Below are 16,686 nucleotides of genomic sequence, written 5' to 3'. Positions count from 1 at the left end.
CGACGAGTGGAATTTGAGAGTTTGCAAGCGCTGCTGGTAATGGACGGCCACGGCAGTTATGTCTGGTTTAGCTACGCTGTGACCTTGTTGGTGTTATGCGTGGCGGTGGTAGCGCCACTGCGGCGGCAGCGCGGTTTAAAGCGACAAATAGCGTCTCTGGCACGGCGCCCGAATGCACGGCGCCCGAGTGCACGGCGGCAATCAGACCCGGAGTAGGGATAGCGCGCGTAAAAGCCAAACAGCAAGGATGACTGAAGGTTACGAGGTGAGGGTTAACAGGTTTAAGCATCGGCAATTTTTGCCGCGAATTGAGGTCTAGATAACACGGCCGCGGCAGAGCAACCCGCGACCGGAGGTAGCAAAACAATGGCAATGCATCCCCAGCGTAAACAGCGTTTGTATATTGTGTTATTCGTACTTGTTGCGGCAGCTGCCGCAGCGGCGTTGTTGGGTTACGCCCTGCGTGAAAATATCAACCTGTTCTATCCGCCGGCGGAGATAGCCGCTGGCAAAGCACCGCTGGATCGGCAGATTCGCGCCGGCGGCATGGTCCAGGAAGGCAGCGTTCAGCGAGACCCGGATAGCCTCAAGGTACGTTTTGTGGTGACCGACTATCAGGCCAGCGTGCCGGTGGTTTACGAGGGTATCCTTCCCGATTTGTTTGCCGAGGGCGAGGGGGTGGTGGTCTCCGGTCGCCTGGGCGATGACGGGGTGTTTGCCGCCAGCGAGGTGCTGGCCAAACACGACGAAAACTATATGCCACCGGAAGTCAGTGACGCCCTTGAAAAATCGGCCAAGGCCGGCGCCTATGGTGAGGCTAACGCGGCGTCGGCAGGGAGCGAACAGTGATTGTTGAATTTGGCCATTTCGCGCTTATTCTGGGCCTGTGCTTTGCCCTCGCTCTGGCGGTGTTGCCGATGGTGGGGGTGTGGCAAAACAACACCAGGCTGATGGCGGCGGGCCGGCCTCTAGCCTACGGCCAGATGCTGTTCACCACACTGTCTATCAGCGCGCTGTTTTATGCGTTTTTAACCGATGACTTCTCGGTAAACATTGTCGCCATACAGTCCAATACACTGCTGCCCACGGCGTATAAGTTCAGCGCGCTGTGGGGTGGTCACGAAGGCTCGCTGTTACTGTGGGTGGAGATTCTCGCCATCTGGACGGTGGCTGTTGCGCTGTTTTCACGCCAATTGCCCTTGGATATTTTGGCTCGTGTGCTGTCGGTAATGGGCATGGTGGCGGTGGGCTTTTTTGGTTTTTCCCTGTTCACGTCCAATCCCTTCCAGCGCAACGTTCTGGCTACACCGGCCGACGGCCAGGATCTCAATCCGCTGCTGCAAGACCCGGGAATGGTCATTCACCCCCCCATGCTATATGTGGGGTATGTGGGCTTCTCTGTAGCCTTCGCTTTTGCCATCGCGGCTCTGCTTAGCGGCAGGATGGATGCCAGCTGGGCGCGTTGGTCCAGGCCTTGGACAAATACCGCTTGGCTGTTCCTGACCCTGGGTATCACCTTGGGGAGCTGGTGGGCCTATTATGAATTGGGCTGGGGCGGCTGGTGGTTCTGGGACCCGGTGGAAAACGCGTCTTTTATGCCCTGGTTAGTGGGCACGGCGCTTATCCACTCCCTGGCGGTGACTGAAAAGCGGGGCAGTCTTAAAAGCTGGACGCTGTTGTTGGCGATTTTCGCCTTCTCTCTGAGTTTGCTGGGGACGTTCCTGGTGCGCTCCGGGGTGCTGACCTCGGTGCATGCCTTTGCCGCCGACCCGACTAGGGGGATGTTTATTCTCGCCTTTTTGGTGATTGTGGTGGGCGGTTCGCTGACGCTCTACGCGTTTAAGGCGCCGGCACAAGAGGGCGGCCAGGGCTTTCAGTGGCTCAGTCGCGAGGCACTGTTGCTGGCCAACAACATCATTTTGGTGGTCGCGGCGGTTACTGTGTTGTTGGGCACATTGTTCCCGCTAATTATGGATTTTGCCGGCTTGGGTAAATACTCCGTCGGTCCGCCGTATTTTAATGCGCTGTTTGTGCCGCTTTGCGTGGTTCTGGCGCTCATTGTGGGTATCGGCCCCAGCAGCCAGTGGAAGCGAACTCGGGTTGAACGTTGGCTGAAGGCGGTTATTGTGGCCTTCGTTGCCAGTGTTATTTTGGGTGGTGTGCTGCCAGCCCTGTTCGGCGGTGAGTGGCGTTTCGCCGCCAGTTTGGGGGCGGTGCTGTTCTTTTGGATCGTCAATACCACCTTGGTGAACCTGAGGGATAAAACCCGCAATGCTTCCAGCTTTGTGGCTGGCTTGCGCAAGCTGTCGCCTTCTTACTACGGCATGGTACTGGCCCACCTTGGGCTGGCCATGGCCATTCTGTCGGTGGGGATGGTGAGCAGTTATAACGACGAACGGGACCTCCGTATGAACGTCGGTGAGGAAACCACCACGGCGTTTGGCTATCGGGTACGCTTCAATAGTATCGCAGCCATTGAAGGCCCAAATTTCCGCGGCCAACAGGGCTCCTTTAGTCTCTACGATGGCGATCGCCTCATCGCGGAATTGAAGCCGGAAAAACGTCGCTATCACGCCCGCAGCGCCCAGGTGATGACAGAGGCTGCGATTGACGCTGGAATCTGGCGCGACGTGTATATTGCCCTCGGCGAGCCGGTAGCCAAAGAGGCCTGGGCGGTGCGTATTCATATCAAACCCTTTGTGCGCTGGATGTGGGTAGGCGGAGCGCTGATGGCACTGGGGGCCCTATTGGCCATGAGCGACAAACGCTACCGCCCCAATGCCGGGCGGCGGACAGGCAGCAACAGTAAACAGGGGGCCAGTCATGCAGCGGGTTAAACTCTTTATTCCTCTGATTATCTTCGCCGTGTTGGCGGTGGTGTTTTTCCTGGTGGAGCGCCGCGTGCAAACCGGGGACTACAGCCCGACCGCGCTGCCCTCGGCACTGCTTGACCGCCCCTTGCCGGAGTTCTCCCTGACAACGCTAAAAGGGGAGCCGATCCGCAAAGACCAGCTGCTGGGAGATGTTTTTCTGCTCAATGTGTGGGCGACGTGGTGTCCTACCTGCCACTATGAACATCCGTTTCTGGTGGAGCTGGCACAGCGTGGCGTCAACATTGTCGGCGTTGATTACAAAGACGGAAAGCCGGCGGCGATAAAGTGGCTGGAGGATAAGGGCGACCCCTACACCCTGACTATCTTTGATCCAGAGGGCACGCTGGGTCTGGACCTCGGGGTCACCGGGGCGCCTGAGACCTACCTCGTGGATGCCCAGGGCGTAGTGCGCTTCCGCTATCAGGGCGCACTGGATGCCAAGGTATGGGAAAGTGAATTCGCCCAGCTCTACAACCAGTATCAGTCCAAGGGGGCGGTGCAATGACAGCGTTGATACGGAGCCTAATAATGGCAATGTCGGTGTGGGCCCCCGCGCTGTGGGCGGTCATCGAAACCTACGATTTTGACACCGAATTGCAGCGCAAGCGCTACCACCATTACGTGGAGGAATTGCGCTGCCCCAAATGCCAGAACCAGAATTTGTCCGGCTCCGATTCGGCAATTGCCCAGGATCTGCGCCGACAGCTGCATCGGATGATCATGGACGGTAAGTCGGATACCGAAATTACCCAGTACATGGTGGACCGCTACGGTGAATTTATTCTCTATCGCCCCCGGTTTCAGGCTGCCACCGCGGCATTGTGGTTGGCACCGGTGGCAATGTTAGCCATCGGTGTACTGGTGTGGTGGCGGATGGCGGCCAAAAACCGCCGGGCCCGGAATGCGCCGCCAGAACTGGATGCGGCTCAGCGGCGGCAGCTCAATGAACTGCTCGATGGTGACGATAGCCAAGGTGCCAGTTCCGGACGGGGAGAGCCGTGATGCCCTTATTTTTAGGACTGGGAATGCTGGTTTTGATGGCGTTGGCTATTTTGCTGACGACGCTGCTGTCCCGTAAAGCCAATAACAGCGAAGCCGTGCTGGATTCTGGCAGCGAGCCCTACAGTGAGGCTCAGCGGGATTTCTATCGACTGCGCCGGGCTGAGTTACAACGCGATCTGGACGCCGGGGTGCTGGATCAGAGTCAGTTTTTTGAGCTGTGCCGGGAACTGGATTACCAGATGGTCTCTGAGGGAGGGCCCAAAATCTCGCAGAACTTGCAAAACAAGGCCAGTGGTCGCGGCACAGCGCTGATTTGGCTTGCTATTGTGATGATTCCGCTGATTGCCGGCGTACTGTACTGGCAACTTGGCTACCATCGCGAACTGGGTCTGAAGGACCTGCAGCAAACCATGATTGAGCGCGGTGAGTTTGATCCGGCGCTGATGGCGGAAATGGTGGAACGCGTGGATGGTGTCCTGGCTCAGCGGCCAGACAATCCCGAGTTGCTGGTGATGATGGCGGGCATTCGCCGTCAGCAGGGCGATTACGCTGCGGCGATTCCCTACTATGAGCGCCTGTTGGATCTGTATCCCAAGGATCCCAATGTCATTGCCCAACTAGCCCAGGCCCGCTATTTGGCCAATAACCGTCGCTTGAATAAAGACATCCGCGATTTGCTGGATAGGGCGCTTGGTATCGACCCCAATCAGGGCACCGCGCTGGGGGTTTACGGTATCGATGCCTTTGCCCGCGGCGATTATCTGGCCGCGCTGGATTCTTGGAGCCGCCTGTCCCGGCAATTGCCGCCCCAATCGGCGGAGGCGAGTGTGATTGCCTCAGGGATGGCAGAGGCCAAATCCCGGGCGATTGCCGCCGGTGATTTGGCCGGGCTGAACATTTCTGTCTCGGTGGATGCCTCACTGGGGCAGGCGCCGGCAGGCGTGCTGTTTGTGGTGGCCAAATCGGCAGACGGCAACCCCATGCCGGTGGCAGCGCTGCGACAACCCCTGAACAAGCCAGACTGGCCGCAGAATCTTTGGCTGACAGACTTGGATGTTATCAGGCAAGGGCAGGGCCTGGCCGACTTCTCGTCGCTGACCCTGTCTGCCCACATTAGCCGGGCTGGCACGGCAATGCGCCAGGACGGTGACTGGACCTCTGAGGCGATCGCTATCGACCCCAATGCCACGCCCGATGGGGCTATAGAGCTCAAACTGGACCGCCGTTACCGCACTGGCGACTAATTTCTCCGCCCAGCTACTGGCAGTGGCGGCCTCGGGCGCTATAATCCGCCTTTGCGCTTACGCTGTCGCCCCGGGGCGCGAGGCCTTTTCACTCGCGCTAATCGTCTAACAAACCCTTTGGCGGCAGCCAGTTATCGGTTATTTCTATTATGCGTCTGAAGAGCATTAAACTGGCGGGGTTCAAGTCTTTTGTCGACCCCACCACGGTCAATTTTCCCACTAACCTCACTGCGGTGGTGGGCCCCAACGGCTGCGGCAAGTCCAATATTATCGACGCTGTGCGCTGGGTAATGGGAGAAAGCTCCGCCAAGAACTTGCGTGGCGAGTCGATGACCGACGTCATCTTTAATGGCTCGGTCAATCGCAAGCCGGTGGGTCAGGCCTCCATTGAGCTGGTATTCGACAACAGCGCCGGCAAGCTGGGGGGCGAGTATGCCCGCTTCACTGAAATAGCCGTGCGCCGCAAAGTCACCCGGGAAGGGCAGTCGGAGTACTACCTCAACGGCACCAAATGCCGCCGCCGGGATATCACCGATATCTTTTTAGGTACCGGGCTGGGGCCCCGCAGCTACGCCATTATCGAGCAGGGCATGATCTCCCGCTTGATAGAATCCAAGCCGGAAGAGCTGCGGATCTTTATCGAGGAAGCGGCGGGCATTTCCAAGTACAAGGAGCGGCGCCGGGAAACCGAAAACCGCATGCGCAGGACCCTGGAAAACCTCGAACGCCTGACCGACCTGCGTGACGAGCTGGAACGGCAACTTCAACACTTGCAGCGCCAAGCGGCAGCCGCTGAGAAATACACCGAGCTCAAGAAAGAAGAGCGCCTGCTGAAAGCCCAACTACAAGTATTGCAGTGGAAGGCCCTGAGCGATCAGGTCGAGGCCCGCCAATCGGTTATTACCGAGCTGGAATTGGAGCGGGAGGCAGTGGTAACCGAGCAGGTCTCCCTGGGTACTCGGGTTGAGCAGGCTCGGGATCAACACAGCCAGGCCAACGATACCTTCAATGAAGTGCAGGGCCGCTACTACAGTATCGGTGCCGATATCGCCCGGGCCGAGCAGGCCATCCAGCACCAGCAAGAACGGCGCCGCCAATTGGATGCCGACCTGAAACAGTTGGAAGAATCTATCAGAGACACCCAGCATCACCTGGAGGCAGATCGGGAGAAGGTGGCGTTGTGGGAGGAAGAGCTACTGGAGCTGGAACCCGAGGCCGAGCTGGCCAATGCCGAAGAAGAAAGCGCCGCCGAAGCATTGATGGTGGCGGAAGAGAGCATGCAAAACTGGCAGTCCAAGTGGGACGAGTTTAACCAGCGCGCCGCAGGACCTCGCCAGAAAGCAGAGGTGGAGCAGTCCCGGATACAGCATCTGGAATTGAGCATGCAGCGTTTGCAAGAGCGCCTGCAAAAGGCGGATCAGGAGCGTCGCGCCCTGAGCGTAGGCGACGTGGATGACGATATTGCCATGCTGCAGGAACAGGCGGCCGAGCTGGAGTTGCAACTCGAAGCGCAGCAAGCCCAACTGGACGAAATTCAAGCGCAAATCAGTGAAACCCGGGACACATTGCGGGAGCAAAGCGATGAGCTGGATACCGACCGCAGTGAACTGCAGCGCCAGCGCGGACGCATGGCGTCACTGGAGGCACTGCAGCAAGCGGCCTTAGGTGAAGGCGACAAGCAGTTGTCCCAGCTGTTGGAGCAACACAACTTGCAGTCGGTGCGCCGGGCTGCAGAAACCCTGCAGGTAGACGAGGGCTGGCGCCAGGCCGTGGAAGCGGTACTGGGGGAGCAGCTTCAGGCCCTGTGTGTGGACGATCTGGCCGCCATGTCGGCGCTGGTGGCGGAGCTTGAGCAGGGGACTCTCAACTTTGTTGAGCCCAGCTCAGCCGCCACGGCAGCGCAGGCCCAGACACTGGCCGCCAAAGTGTCTGGCGACAGTGCCCTGACCGCCGTGCTGGAGACCGTCAGGGTGGCTGACGATCTACCCAGCGCCCTGGCTATGCGGGGGCAGCTGGCCGGTCATGAATCGGTGGTCACTCCGGACGGGATCTGGTTGGGTAGAAACTGGTTGCGGGTCAGCCGTGGCGATTCCGCCCAAGCCGGGGTGCTGCAGCGCCAGGAAGAACTGGAGCAGTTGCGGGACAGCATCGCCCAGTTAGAAGAGCGGGTTGAGGCCCGGCAGGCCCAACTACAGGACTTGCGGGACCGCCAAAAACAGCAGGAGCAACGTCGCGAGGAGCTACAGAGCGAGTTGCAGCAGTACAACCGTCAATCCAGCGAATTGCAGTCCAAATTGAGCGCACAGCAGGCCCGGATCGAGCAGATCGGGGAGCGGCGGCAAAGCCTGGACAACGATATGGCGGAGCTGCGTAAGCAGTACGAGACTGAGCAGGAGTCTCTGGCAGAATCCCGCATGGTGCTGCAGGAAGCCATCGAAACCATGGAACAGGACGCCGAGCAGCGGGAAACACTGCTCAGTGAGCGCGACGGCAGCCGCGGCGTGCTGGATGCTGCCCGACAAAAAGCCCGGCAGGGCAAAGACCACGCTCACCAGCTGGCGATGCGCCTGCAATCCCTGCAAACCCAGCGCGATGCTGCGCAACAGAATATTGCCCGCACCCAGGACCAGATGACGCAAATGGCCCAGCGTCAGGCCCAACTCAAGGATTCACTGGGGGATAACGACGAGCCTATCGAAGAGACCAAACTGGAATTGGAAACCTTGTTGGCGGATCGCCTCAAGGTGGAAGAAGAATTGGGTGAGGCCAGGAAACACCTGGAAACACTCGACCAGCAATTGCGAGAGCACGAACAGCAGCGTCACGGCATCGAACAGCGCCTGCAAACGGTGGCAGGCAAACTGGAGCAGGCCCGAGTTGACAGTCAGGGCCTGCAAGTGCGTCGCAAGGGCCTTCAGGACCAATTACACGAAGCACAATTTGATCTGGAATCGGTGTTGGAATCACTGCCCGGTGAGGCCAACGAGTCCGCCTGGAACGATCAGCTGCAGCAGGTCAGCCGGCGGATTGAGCGCCTGGGCGCTATCAACCTGGCGGCCATTGAGGAATACAAGCAGCAGTCTGAGCGCAAGAACTATTTGGACACCCAAAACAGCGATCTCGAAGACGCACTGGAGACCCTGGAGGCGGCCATTCGGCGTATCGACAAGGAAACCCGTAACCGTTTTAAAGAAACCTTTGACCGGGTGAACAACGGTTTGCAGGAACTGTTTCCCCGGGTATTCGGCGGTGGTAGCGCGTACCTGGAAATGACCGGTGATGACCTGCTCAGTACCGGTATTTCGATCATGGCGAGGCCGCCCGGTAAGCGAAATAGCACCATTCATCTGCTTTCAGGGGGCGAGAAAGCCCTGACCGCCATTGCCTTGGTATTTTCCATCTTCCGTCTCAATCCGGCGCCGTTTTGTATGCTGGACGAGGTGGATGCGCCCCTGGACGATGCCAACGTGGGCCGCTACTCCCGCATGGTTAAAGAGATGTCGTCAGAGGTGCAGTTTATCTTCATCAGCCACAACAAGATCACCATGGAAATGGCAGATCAGTTGATGGGGGTCACCATGCATGAGCCAGGGGCCTCTCGACTGGTGTCTGTGGATCTCGAAAAAGCGGCGGAGATGGCCGCCTCATAACGCTTTTCAGCGGCAAGGCAGGTGTAGATATTTGCTGGGGTGCGTGGAACAATACGGGCAAAACGCACTCGAATCCCATACAGATAAAGCCGGACAAACGTATTTAGACCACAAATACTGATCCGGGGTTCAACAAAAATATGGGCCGCACGGGGCGGCAGACAAAGGGTCGATTTAATGGATCTCAGCGTCAGAGATTGGATGATTATTATCGGCGTACTGCTGGCGGTGGCAGTGCTGCTGGACGGGTTCCGCCGTATGCGCAAAGAGCGGGGCGATACCATCCGACTGGCCGCGAAGCGACGTCGCGAGGCCGAGGATGAACTGACTAACCCCGAACTGCCGGGTGCCGCCCGTGTTGTGGCTGTGCGGGAGGAGCCCAGCCTCCATGTGAAACACGCCTCGCCCCGTGGCGAATCTGAGCAGCCCCCTGTTGAGCCGCGTGAGACTGACAAAGCCCTTTCCGAGGAATCCGCCACAGAACAGGTGACCACCGAGCAAGAGCCCCGTCAGCAACCGGTGTCCGACTCCCTTGACGACGATATTTTGTTCCAGGATCCCGAGGTGGAGTACGGTCGCAGAGCCCGGCAAGACCGCGCGGTTGCCCCCGACCTAGAAGATGATGAAGGGGACTCCAGAGCCACTATTACAGCCTCAGTAGAGGATCGGGTGGGGGATGTAGAGCCAAGCACAGCATCGCGTACTCATTCGCAAAGTTCCCGTAGCCAAACTTCCTATGGTCAAAGCTCCTATGGTCAAGGCTCCACCGCCAGTAGTAATAAAACGGGCGGTCGCAGCCCAGAGTCCACCGCAGACAACGGTCCACAGGAACTGATCGTCCTCAATGTTATGGCTCCCGACGATACGCCCTACAGTGGCCCCGATGTGCTGCAAGTATTGTTGGCCTGTGATGTGCGCTTTGGCCGTATGAACATCTTTCACCGCCATGAGAAGACCGATGGCACCGGCGCCGAGCAATTCAGCGTGGCTAACCTCGTCGAGCCGGGTTATTTTGACCTGGACGCGATGGATGATTTCACCACGCCGGGTTTGTTGTTCTTTATGAACCTGCCCGGTCCCGAAGACAGTGTGAAAGCCTTTGATGCCATGGTGGAAACCGCGCGCTGCCTGGTTAAAAACCTCGGCGGTGAGCTGCGTGACCAGACCCACAGCGTGGCGACCAAGCAGACGCTGGAACACTATAAGCAGCGCATCCGCGATTTTGAGCGCCGCCAGCTCACACTGATGTAAAGCTCAGCACTGTCCCCGGAGGGGGACAGCGGGGGCTGCCCACTTGATCCCAAGAAGAATCAATGTCAGATAAAAACATCCGCGATCGCCTCAACGAGATCAAGGAGCAGCTGCACCGCTGCAATTACGAATACTACGTTCTCGACGCACCCTCTTTGCCAGATGCTGAATACGATCGGCTGTTTCGGGAGCTGATCGAGATCGAGAATGCCCATCCAGAATGGCGCAGCGACGACTCACCGAGCCAACGTGTGGGCGCTGAACCACTGTCCGCCTTTAAAGAAGTACGCCACGAAACGCCGATGCTGTCCCTGGACAATGCCTTCAGTGAGGAGGAGATGCGGGACTTTGACCGCCGTGTGCGTCAGCGCCTGGGCGAAGACAGCGCGTATCACTATGCCTGCGAGCCCAAGCTGGATGGTATTGCGGTCAGCCTACTCTATGTCGATGGCATTCTGGTGCGAGGGGCCACCCGGGGCGATGGCCGCAGTGGTGAGGACATCACCCAGAATGTGAAAACGGTCGCGTCGGTACCGCTAAAATTGCGCGGCAGCGATTGGCCCGCCGAGTTGGAAGTGCGCGGCGAGATTTATATGACCAAGGCAGGCTTTGAGCGCCTTAACGCCGATGCCAGAGAAAATGGCACCAAAACCTTCGTGAATCCACGCAATGCTGCCGCGGGCAGTCTCCGCCAATTAGACAGCCGTCTCACCGCAAAGCGCCCCCTTGAAATGTGCTGCTACGGCATTGCCGGTGACGGCGAGCAGCGACAGTTTGGAAGCCACAGTCAGGGCCTCCAAATGCTGGCAGAGTGGGGCTTCTTGATCAATCCCGAAATGGCGGTAGTGGCGGATATCGAGGGCTGCCTCGACTATCACCAACAGCTGCTTGGTAAGCGAGACCAGCTGCCCTACGACATCGATGGCGTGGTCTTCAAGGTGAATGAGCTGGATAAACAGGACCAGCTGGGCTTTGTGTCCAGGGCGCCGCGCTGGGCCATCGCCTACAAATTTCCCGCTCAGGAAGAAGTGACGACACTGCGGGATGTGGAATTCCAGGTCGGGCGAACCGGTGCCGTTACGCCGGTGGCCAAGTTGGAACCGGTCTTTGTGGGGGGCGTGACAGTGAGTAATGCCACCCTCCACAATTTCGATGAGATTGAGCGCCTTGGAGTAGAAATCGGCGACCAGGTGGTGGTGCGACGGGCCGGGGATGTGATTCCGCAGATTGTTCAAGTCGTGGAGGCCCGTCGTTCTGATACCACTCGGGCTATAGTCGCCCCCAGTCGCTGCCCGATTTGTGACAGCGAGTTGGAGAGAGCGCCGGGTGAAGCGGTGTTGCGTTGCACGGGCGGGCTGATTTGTGCCGCCCAGCGCAAGGAGGGCATCAAGCACTTTGCCTCCCGCAAGGCCATGGATGTCGATGGACTCGGCGACAAATTAGTAGATCAACTGGTCGAGCGGGAATTGATCCATTCTGCCGCTGATCTGTTTACGCTCAGCGCCGACACTCTGGCTGAGCTGGAGCGGATGGGTAAAAAATCGGCGGAGAACTTGGTTGCAGCCCTGAAAAAGGCGCGCCAAACCACCTTGCCCCGATTCCTGTATGCCCTTGGCATCCGCGAAGTGGGCGAGGCTACCGCCCGCAATCTGGCCAAGCATTTCGGCACTCTCGAGGCCCTTATGGCCGCCGAGCGGGAGGCACTGGAGGAGGTGGAGGACGTCGGCCCCATAGTGGCCAGTCATGTTCACGCCTTTTTTGGCAGCGATCACAACCGAGAGGTGATCGAGCAATTGCAGTCAGTGGGTGTGAACTGGCCCCAGGTGAAGGCTGAGCAGGGCGGAGAGCAGCCTCTGGCCGGGCAAACCTGGGTGCTAACTGGAAACCTGGATGCGATGACTCGCAGTGAAGCCAAAGAGCGCCTTGAGGCGTTGGGGGCTAAAGTCACTGGCAGTGTTTCGGCCAAAACTGACTGTGTTGCCGCTGGCAGCAACGCCGGCTCAAAGCTGACCAAGGCGCAGTCGCTGGGGGTGAAGGTCGTGGATGAGCAGGGGCTGTTGGCCTTGTTGCAGGGGGAGTCCTGATGGGGCGATATCTGGTGTTGCTGCTCATGGTGTTTGCTGTCTCGGCGTGTACAACCTCGCCGCCCCGCAATCCCGACAATATTTGCTCGATCTTTAAGGAAAAAGACGACTGGTACGACGATGCCCGCAAGGCCTCCAAGCGCTGGAAATCGCCGATCCCAGTGATGATGTCAATCATGCATCAGGAATCTCGCTTTCGTGCCAAGGCCAAACCGCCGCGGAAATTCTGGCTGGGCTTTATCCCCGCCGGCCGCATGTCGGATGCCTATGGCTATGCCCAAGCTAAAGACGCTACCTGGGACTGGTATCGGGAAAAGTCGGGCAATGGCTGGGCCAGTCGCAGCAGCTTTGCCGACGCCATCGATTTTATCGGCTGGTACAACAATATGAGCGTGCGAACGATCGGGCTGCCCAGCGACGACACGTTCAGCCTGTATTTGGCCTACCACGAGGGTCACGGCGGCTTTAAGCGGCGAACTTACGCCAACAAAGCCTGGCTCAAGCGGGTGGCCAGCAAAGTCTCGTCTCGCTCGCACACCTATGCTGGCCAGTTGGCCATGTGCGAAGAAGACCTACAGCGCGGTGGCTGGTTCTTCGGCCTGTTTTGATGGCGGCGTGTTGGGATTAGGGGTAGCGTCTGTCCAGCCCCTTACCATTCACCACTGTTTTCCATAGATGCCCAGGGCTCCATGGCCGGTTTGGCGTCACCTTTTTGAAGCAGCTCAACCGAAATATTGTCTGGCGAACGGATAAAGGCCATATGCCCGTCTCGAGGTGGTCGGTTAATGGTTACACCGTTATCCATCAGGTGTTGGCAGGTAGCGTAAATATCGTCCACTGCGTAGGCCAGGTGACCGAAGTTGCGACCGCCGGTGTAGGTTTCAGGATCCCAGTTATAGGTTAATTCCACGCAGGGTGTGTTGTTGGCCTCCGCATTCTCAGCATCTTCTGGCGCGGCGAGAAAGACCAAGGTGAAGCGGCCCTGCTCGCTGTCGTAGCGCCTGATTTCCTTCAGGCCCAGTAAGTCGGTATAAAAGTGCAGTGAGGCATCGAGGTCGCTGACCCGAACCATGGTGTGCAAGTACTTCATAAACTGATCCGTTGTTGCTGCAAGAGGGTAGATAGGCTGTGAAAAACTACACTTTCAATTGCCCTGGCGCAATCGATCCAGACCAATACACCGTATGGAGTAGTTATTGTGGCCGATAGCAAGGCACATTTGCTGATCGTTTATCACAGCCAGTCGGGCCGCAACGCCCGTCTAGCCTACCGGGCCAGGGAAGGTGGGCTGGAGTCAGGGGCGCAGGTGCGACTGAGGCGGGCCGCGGAGGCCGGGACCCGGGATTTGCAATGGTGTCAGGGGCTGCTGCTTTTTACACCGGAATATGCGGGTTATTTACCTGGCGGCATCAAGGAATTTTTTGATCGTACCTTGTACCCATGTATCGACCACGGGATTACCAGACCCTACGGTCTGTTTTTGTGTTCCGGCAATGACGGTAGTAATGCCATAGCTCAGTGGCAGCGCATCGCCAGGGCCTATCCTTTCAAGGAAGTCTGTGAACCGACTCTGTGTCACGGCTCGCCCACAAAAGAGCACCTGCAATGGGCTCGGGAGCTTGGGGAGGCTTTTGCCACCGGATTGCAGATGGGGGTTTATTAGGCATCGACTAAAGTCGGCAAGGGAGGCCACTGGCAGTGTGGCTTAAATACGTTAGACTAATATCATGTTTTCATTGCTAATATTAATATGATGATGTATGTTTGCGCTGAAAACATATAGGGGCCGATTCATATCGGCCAAAAGAATAAAACTAGATAAACTGAAGTAGATACACCGAAAGTAGATACACCGAAGTAGAAACACAGAGTGTAGGGCTGAGGGCTACCAATCTCGCCGCAGCATTCGAACTCTAATAACTAATCTTATGGCACCTGGAGGTCACATGGCCTTGAAAAAACTGTTCACCCCATTCCATTCATCCGCTTTGGCTGCCGCAGTATCGCTGGCATCGCTACCCGTATCGGCTGCACCGGTACTCGAGGAGGTCATCGTTACGGCCACTATTCGGGCCGAAAGTCTGCAGGATGTTCCTGTTTCGGTAAACGCTGTAACCGGCGACAAAATGGCCGAGGCGGGTATCGCCAAGATCGAAGATCTACAGGCCTATGTGCCCAATCTGACCATGTCGGAAACCGGTATCGGCACCAACATCTACATTCGCGGTATCGGCTCGGGTATCAACCCTGGTTTTGAGCAGTCTGTAGGGATGTATTTCGATGGCGTGAGCTATGGGCGTGCCCAGCTGACTCGTGCACCCTTCCTTGATCTGGAGCGAGTGGAGGTACTTCGCGGACCTCAGAACATCCTGTTTGGTAAAAATAGTATCGCCGGTGCACTGAGTCTGATTTCGGCCAAGCCTGGTCAAGAGTTTGAAGGCTCGGTGTCGGCCACCTATGAGCCCGATTTTAATGAGCGGATTCTCGACGTGATTCTGTCGGGTCCCCTCACCGACAGTATTGGCGCCCGACTGGCAGTGCGCAAGCGCGACATTGACGGTCACCTGGAAAACCTGACCTTGAATCGCGACGAGCCCCAGCGAGACGAGCAAACCATCCGCCTGATGCTAGAGTGGGATGTTAACCCCGACCTGGTTGCAGCACTGAAGTTGGAGGCCGGCAAGTTCGATGTTGATGGCCGCCAGATTGAGATCATCAACGATCAGCCCTCCACGTCGGATACTGGGGCCTTTAACGGCAGAACCTATGGCCAGATCCTCGATTTTACCGAAGTTGCGGTAGGGCCTTTGGTCCTGGCTCAAGTTGATGCCGATTCTTCGGTACTGAATAACCGCCAGGATTTTAAGCGTTCTTCAAACGGTGACTTCAGTTACAACGACACCCAGAACCTCACCCTGAACGTTGATTACTACCGCGACGGTCACCAGTTTACCTTTATCACCGGTATCCTCGGATATGAAACCGATGAACTTTGTGACTGTGACTTTACCGGTGCACCGGTCTTTAGTGTGGCGGCGGAAGAAGAGTACAAGCAGTTTAGCCAGGAATTCCGCTGGGTCTCGCCAGTAGGGGAGACTTTTGAATTTATTGGTGGCGCCTACCTGCATCACAGTGAGTTGGATTTCTACGACAGCATTCGGGTAGACAGCGATATTCTGCCGGGTCTGCTCAATGCCGCCGATATTCAGGAGTTTGGTGGCCGGGGCGAGCGCCCACCTGCCGACTTGCAAGGTGGTCCTCTTGATGATGTATTGCTCAGTAACCTAGCGGGCACTCCGCTGGAAGCCTTGCTGACGCCGCTGGCCGACGCTGGCCTGTTGAACGCCCTGGACCTCGGGGGCATTGGTGACGCGGGTGATGCCATTCGTAACCTGGGCACGCCTCGCTATTTCTCCAGTGACTCGGACCTGTTCTCTGTCTTCTTGCAAACCACTTGGAATATCACCGACCTGTTCCGCGCCACCTTCGGTGTGCGCTACTCCTATGAAGAGAAAGACGGTAGCCGCAGTCTCGATTTTGTGAATCGAGCTACGGGCGAACGTCCGGACGAGGGCGAGATTGATACTGTGGTCGCCAAGAACTTCTCGGCAGAGCGCCATAACTTGAAGGGCAGTCGCACCGAGAGCGCCTTGTCGCCATCGCTGAACCTGCAGTACGACTACAGCGACGACATGATGCTCTACGCCACTATAAGCCGCGGCTTTAAATCCGGTGGTTACGATGCTCGTTCTAACGCCTCACCTGATACTAACCAGATTCGCCCCATCCAGAACCTGGATAACGGCGAACCCGTGGTACTTGTGGGTAGCTTTGAGTACGAAGAAGAAGAGGCCACCAGTCTGGAAGTGGGCGCTAAAACCACTTTGATGGATGGTGCAGCTGAGCTGAATATCGCCGCCTTCTATACCGAGTACGACGATCTGCAGGTCAGTATCTTCGACGGTACCCTTGGCTTTAACGTGGGTAACGCCGGTGCGGCGACCACCATGGGTATCGAACTGGATGGCCGTATCGCGCTGACCGAGAACTTGATGATGACCGGTGCACTGGCGCTGCTGGACTTCGAATTCACTGACTACGACAACGGCCAGTGTTACCAGGGGCAGCCCGCTGATACGGTGGTAGACGGTGTAGAGTTTTGTGACTACAAAGGCAAAACCAACCAGTACGTAGCGGATTATTCTGGTAACGTCGGCCTGGTGTACACCACGATGGTTAGCGATGACTTGGAATTCCGCGGTGGTGCTGACTTTGTCTTCACTGGTGACTACAACTCCTCGCAAAACCTCGATCCGAGCCAGGAGCAAGACGCTTACGTGAAGACCAATATTCGCCTGTCTATTGCCGATGTGGTCGCTGGCTGGGAAGTGGCGTTGCTGGGTAAAAACATCACCGATGAAACCGTCATTTCCTACTCCAACGATACGCCGCTCTCCAGCAACATCTTCGGCAGTATCGGTCACTATGGCTTTATAGAACCACCACGCAGCTTTGCGATTCAGGGAACCTATCGCTGGTACTGATACCGGTATAAGTTTCCTCGCCTTGATAACGCCGCTTT

Annotated in this window: 13 protein-coding genes; 12 read left to right on the top strand and 1 reads right to left on the bottom strand. The window is 57.4% G+C overall.

Translation table 11 applies throughout. The features are described 5' to 3' along the window. The first annotated feature begins 39 nt into the window (after positions 1-39). The 10 genes from ccmD (at position 40) to I6N98_RS10280 (ending at position 12,712) form a co-directional block, all read left to right on the top strand. Positions 40-216 carry a heme exporter protein CcmD gene (gene ccmD, locus I6N98_RS10325; protein ID WP_232787596.1) on the top strand — a complete coding sequence of 59 codons (177 nt, stop codon included), beginning with the start codon at positions 40-42 and terminating at the stop codon, positions 214-216. A gap of 156 nt (positions 217-372) precedes the next feature. Then, positions 373-849 carry a cytochrome c maturation protein CcmE gene (ccmE, locus tag I6N98_RS10320; RefSeq protein WP_198571616.1) on the top strand — a complete coding sequence of 159 codons (477 nt, stop codon included), beginning with the start codon at positions 373-375 and terminating at the stop codon, positions 847-849. After that, positions 846-2,837 carry a heme lyase CcmF/NrfE family subunit gene (locus I6N98_RS10315; protein WP_198568289.1) on the top strand — a complete coding sequence of 664 codons (1,992 nt, stop codon included), beginning with the start codon at positions 846-848 and terminating at the stop codon, positions 2,835-2,837. Before ccmE ends, I6N98_RS10315 begins: the two co-directional genes overlap by 4 nt. Beyond that, positions 2,824-3,378: a DsbE family thiol:disulfide interchange protein gene (locus I6N98_RS10310; RefSeq protein ID WP_198568288.1), complete on the top strand. Its 555-nt coding sequence runs from the start codon at positions 2,824-2,826 to the stop codon at positions 3,376-3,378. The genes I6N98_RS10315 and I6N98_RS10310 overlap by 14 nt, the downstream gene beginning before the upstream one ends. 23 nt (positions 3,379-3,401) lie before the next feature. Beyond that, the gene (locus tag I6N98_RS10305; RefSeq protein WP_232787304.1) at positions 3,402-3,875 is read left to right on the top strand and encodes a cytochrome c-type biogenesis protein; all 474 of its coding nucleotides are present in this window, start codon (positions 3,402-3,404) and stop codon (positions 3,873-3,875) included. After that, complete coding sequence (gene ccmI / locus I6N98_RS10300) at positions 3,875-5,119, top strand: c-type cytochrome biogenesis protein CcmI (protein WP_198568286.1); 1,245 nt, start codon at positions 3,875-3,877, stop codon at positions 5,117-5,119. The genes I6N98_RS10305 and ccmI overlap by 1 nt, the downstream gene beginning before the upstream one ends. A gap of 149 nt (positions 5,120-5,268) precedes the next feature. Beyond that, positions 5,269-8,769, top strand: coding sequence for a chromosome segregation protein SMC (smc, locus tag I6N98_RS10295; RefSeq protein WP_198568285.1), 3,501 nt, complete (start codon positions 5,269-5,271; stop codon positions 8,767-8,769). 177 nt (positions 8,770-8,946) lie between these two features. Next, positions 8,947-10,020 carry a cell division protein ZipA gene (gene zipA, locus I6N98_RS10290; protein WP_198568284.1) on the top strand — a complete coding sequence of 358 codons (1,074 nt, stop codon included), beginning with the start codon at positions 8,947-8,949 and terminating at the stop codon, positions 10,018-10,020. 62 nt (positions 10,021-10,082) lie between these two features. After that, a complete protein-coding gene (ligA, locus tag I6N98_RS10285; protein WP_198568283.1) occupies positions 10,083-12,104 on the top strand; it encodes an NAD-dependent DNA ligase LigA in 2,022 nt (673 codons plus the stop codon). Beyond that, complete coding sequence (locus I6N98_RS10280; protein ID WP_198568282.1) at positions 12,104-12,712, top strand: transglycosylase SLT domain-containing protein; 609 nt, start codon at positions 12,104-12,106, stop codon at positions 12,710-12,712. Before ligA ends, I6N98_RS10280 begins: the two co-directional genes overlap by 1 nt. A 41-nt stretch (positions 12,713-12,753) precedes the next feature. On the opposite strand, the gene gloA is transcribed toward I6N98_RS10280, so the two are convergent. After that, positions 12,754-13,194: a lactoylglutathione lyase gene (gene gloA, locus I6N98_RS10275; RefSeq protein WP_198568281.1), complete on the bottom strand. Its 441-nt coding sequence runs from the start codon at positions 13,192-13,194 to the stop codon at positions 12,754-12,756. 108 nt (positions 13,195-13,302) lie between these two features. Between gloA and I6N98_RS10270 the strand changes: the two genes are divergently transcribed. Together I6N98_RS10270 and I6N98_RS10265 are read left to right on the top strand one after the other, a co-directional pair. Next, positions 13,303-13,767, top strand: coding sequence for a flavodoxin family protein (locus I6N98_RS10270; RefSeq protein ID WP_198568280.1), 465 nt, complete (start codon positions 13,303-13,305; stop codon positions 13,765-13,767). Positions 13,768-14,050: 283 nt separating this feature from the next. Beyond that, positions 14,051-16,648, top strand: a complete 2,598-nt coding sequence (locus I6N98_RS10265; protein WP_198568279.1) for a TonB-dependent receptor — start codon at positions 14,051-14,053, stop codon at positions 16,646-16,648. Positions 16,649-16,686: the final 38 nt, after the last annotated feature.

Source organism: Spongiibacter nanhainus, assembly GCF_016132545.1.
Taxonomy (GTDB): Bacteria; Pseudomonadota; Gammaproteobacteria; order Pseudomonadales; family Spongiibacteraceae; genus Spongiibacter; species Spongiibacter nanhainus.
This window is presented reverse-complemented; position numbering and strand designations above follow the sequence as displayed.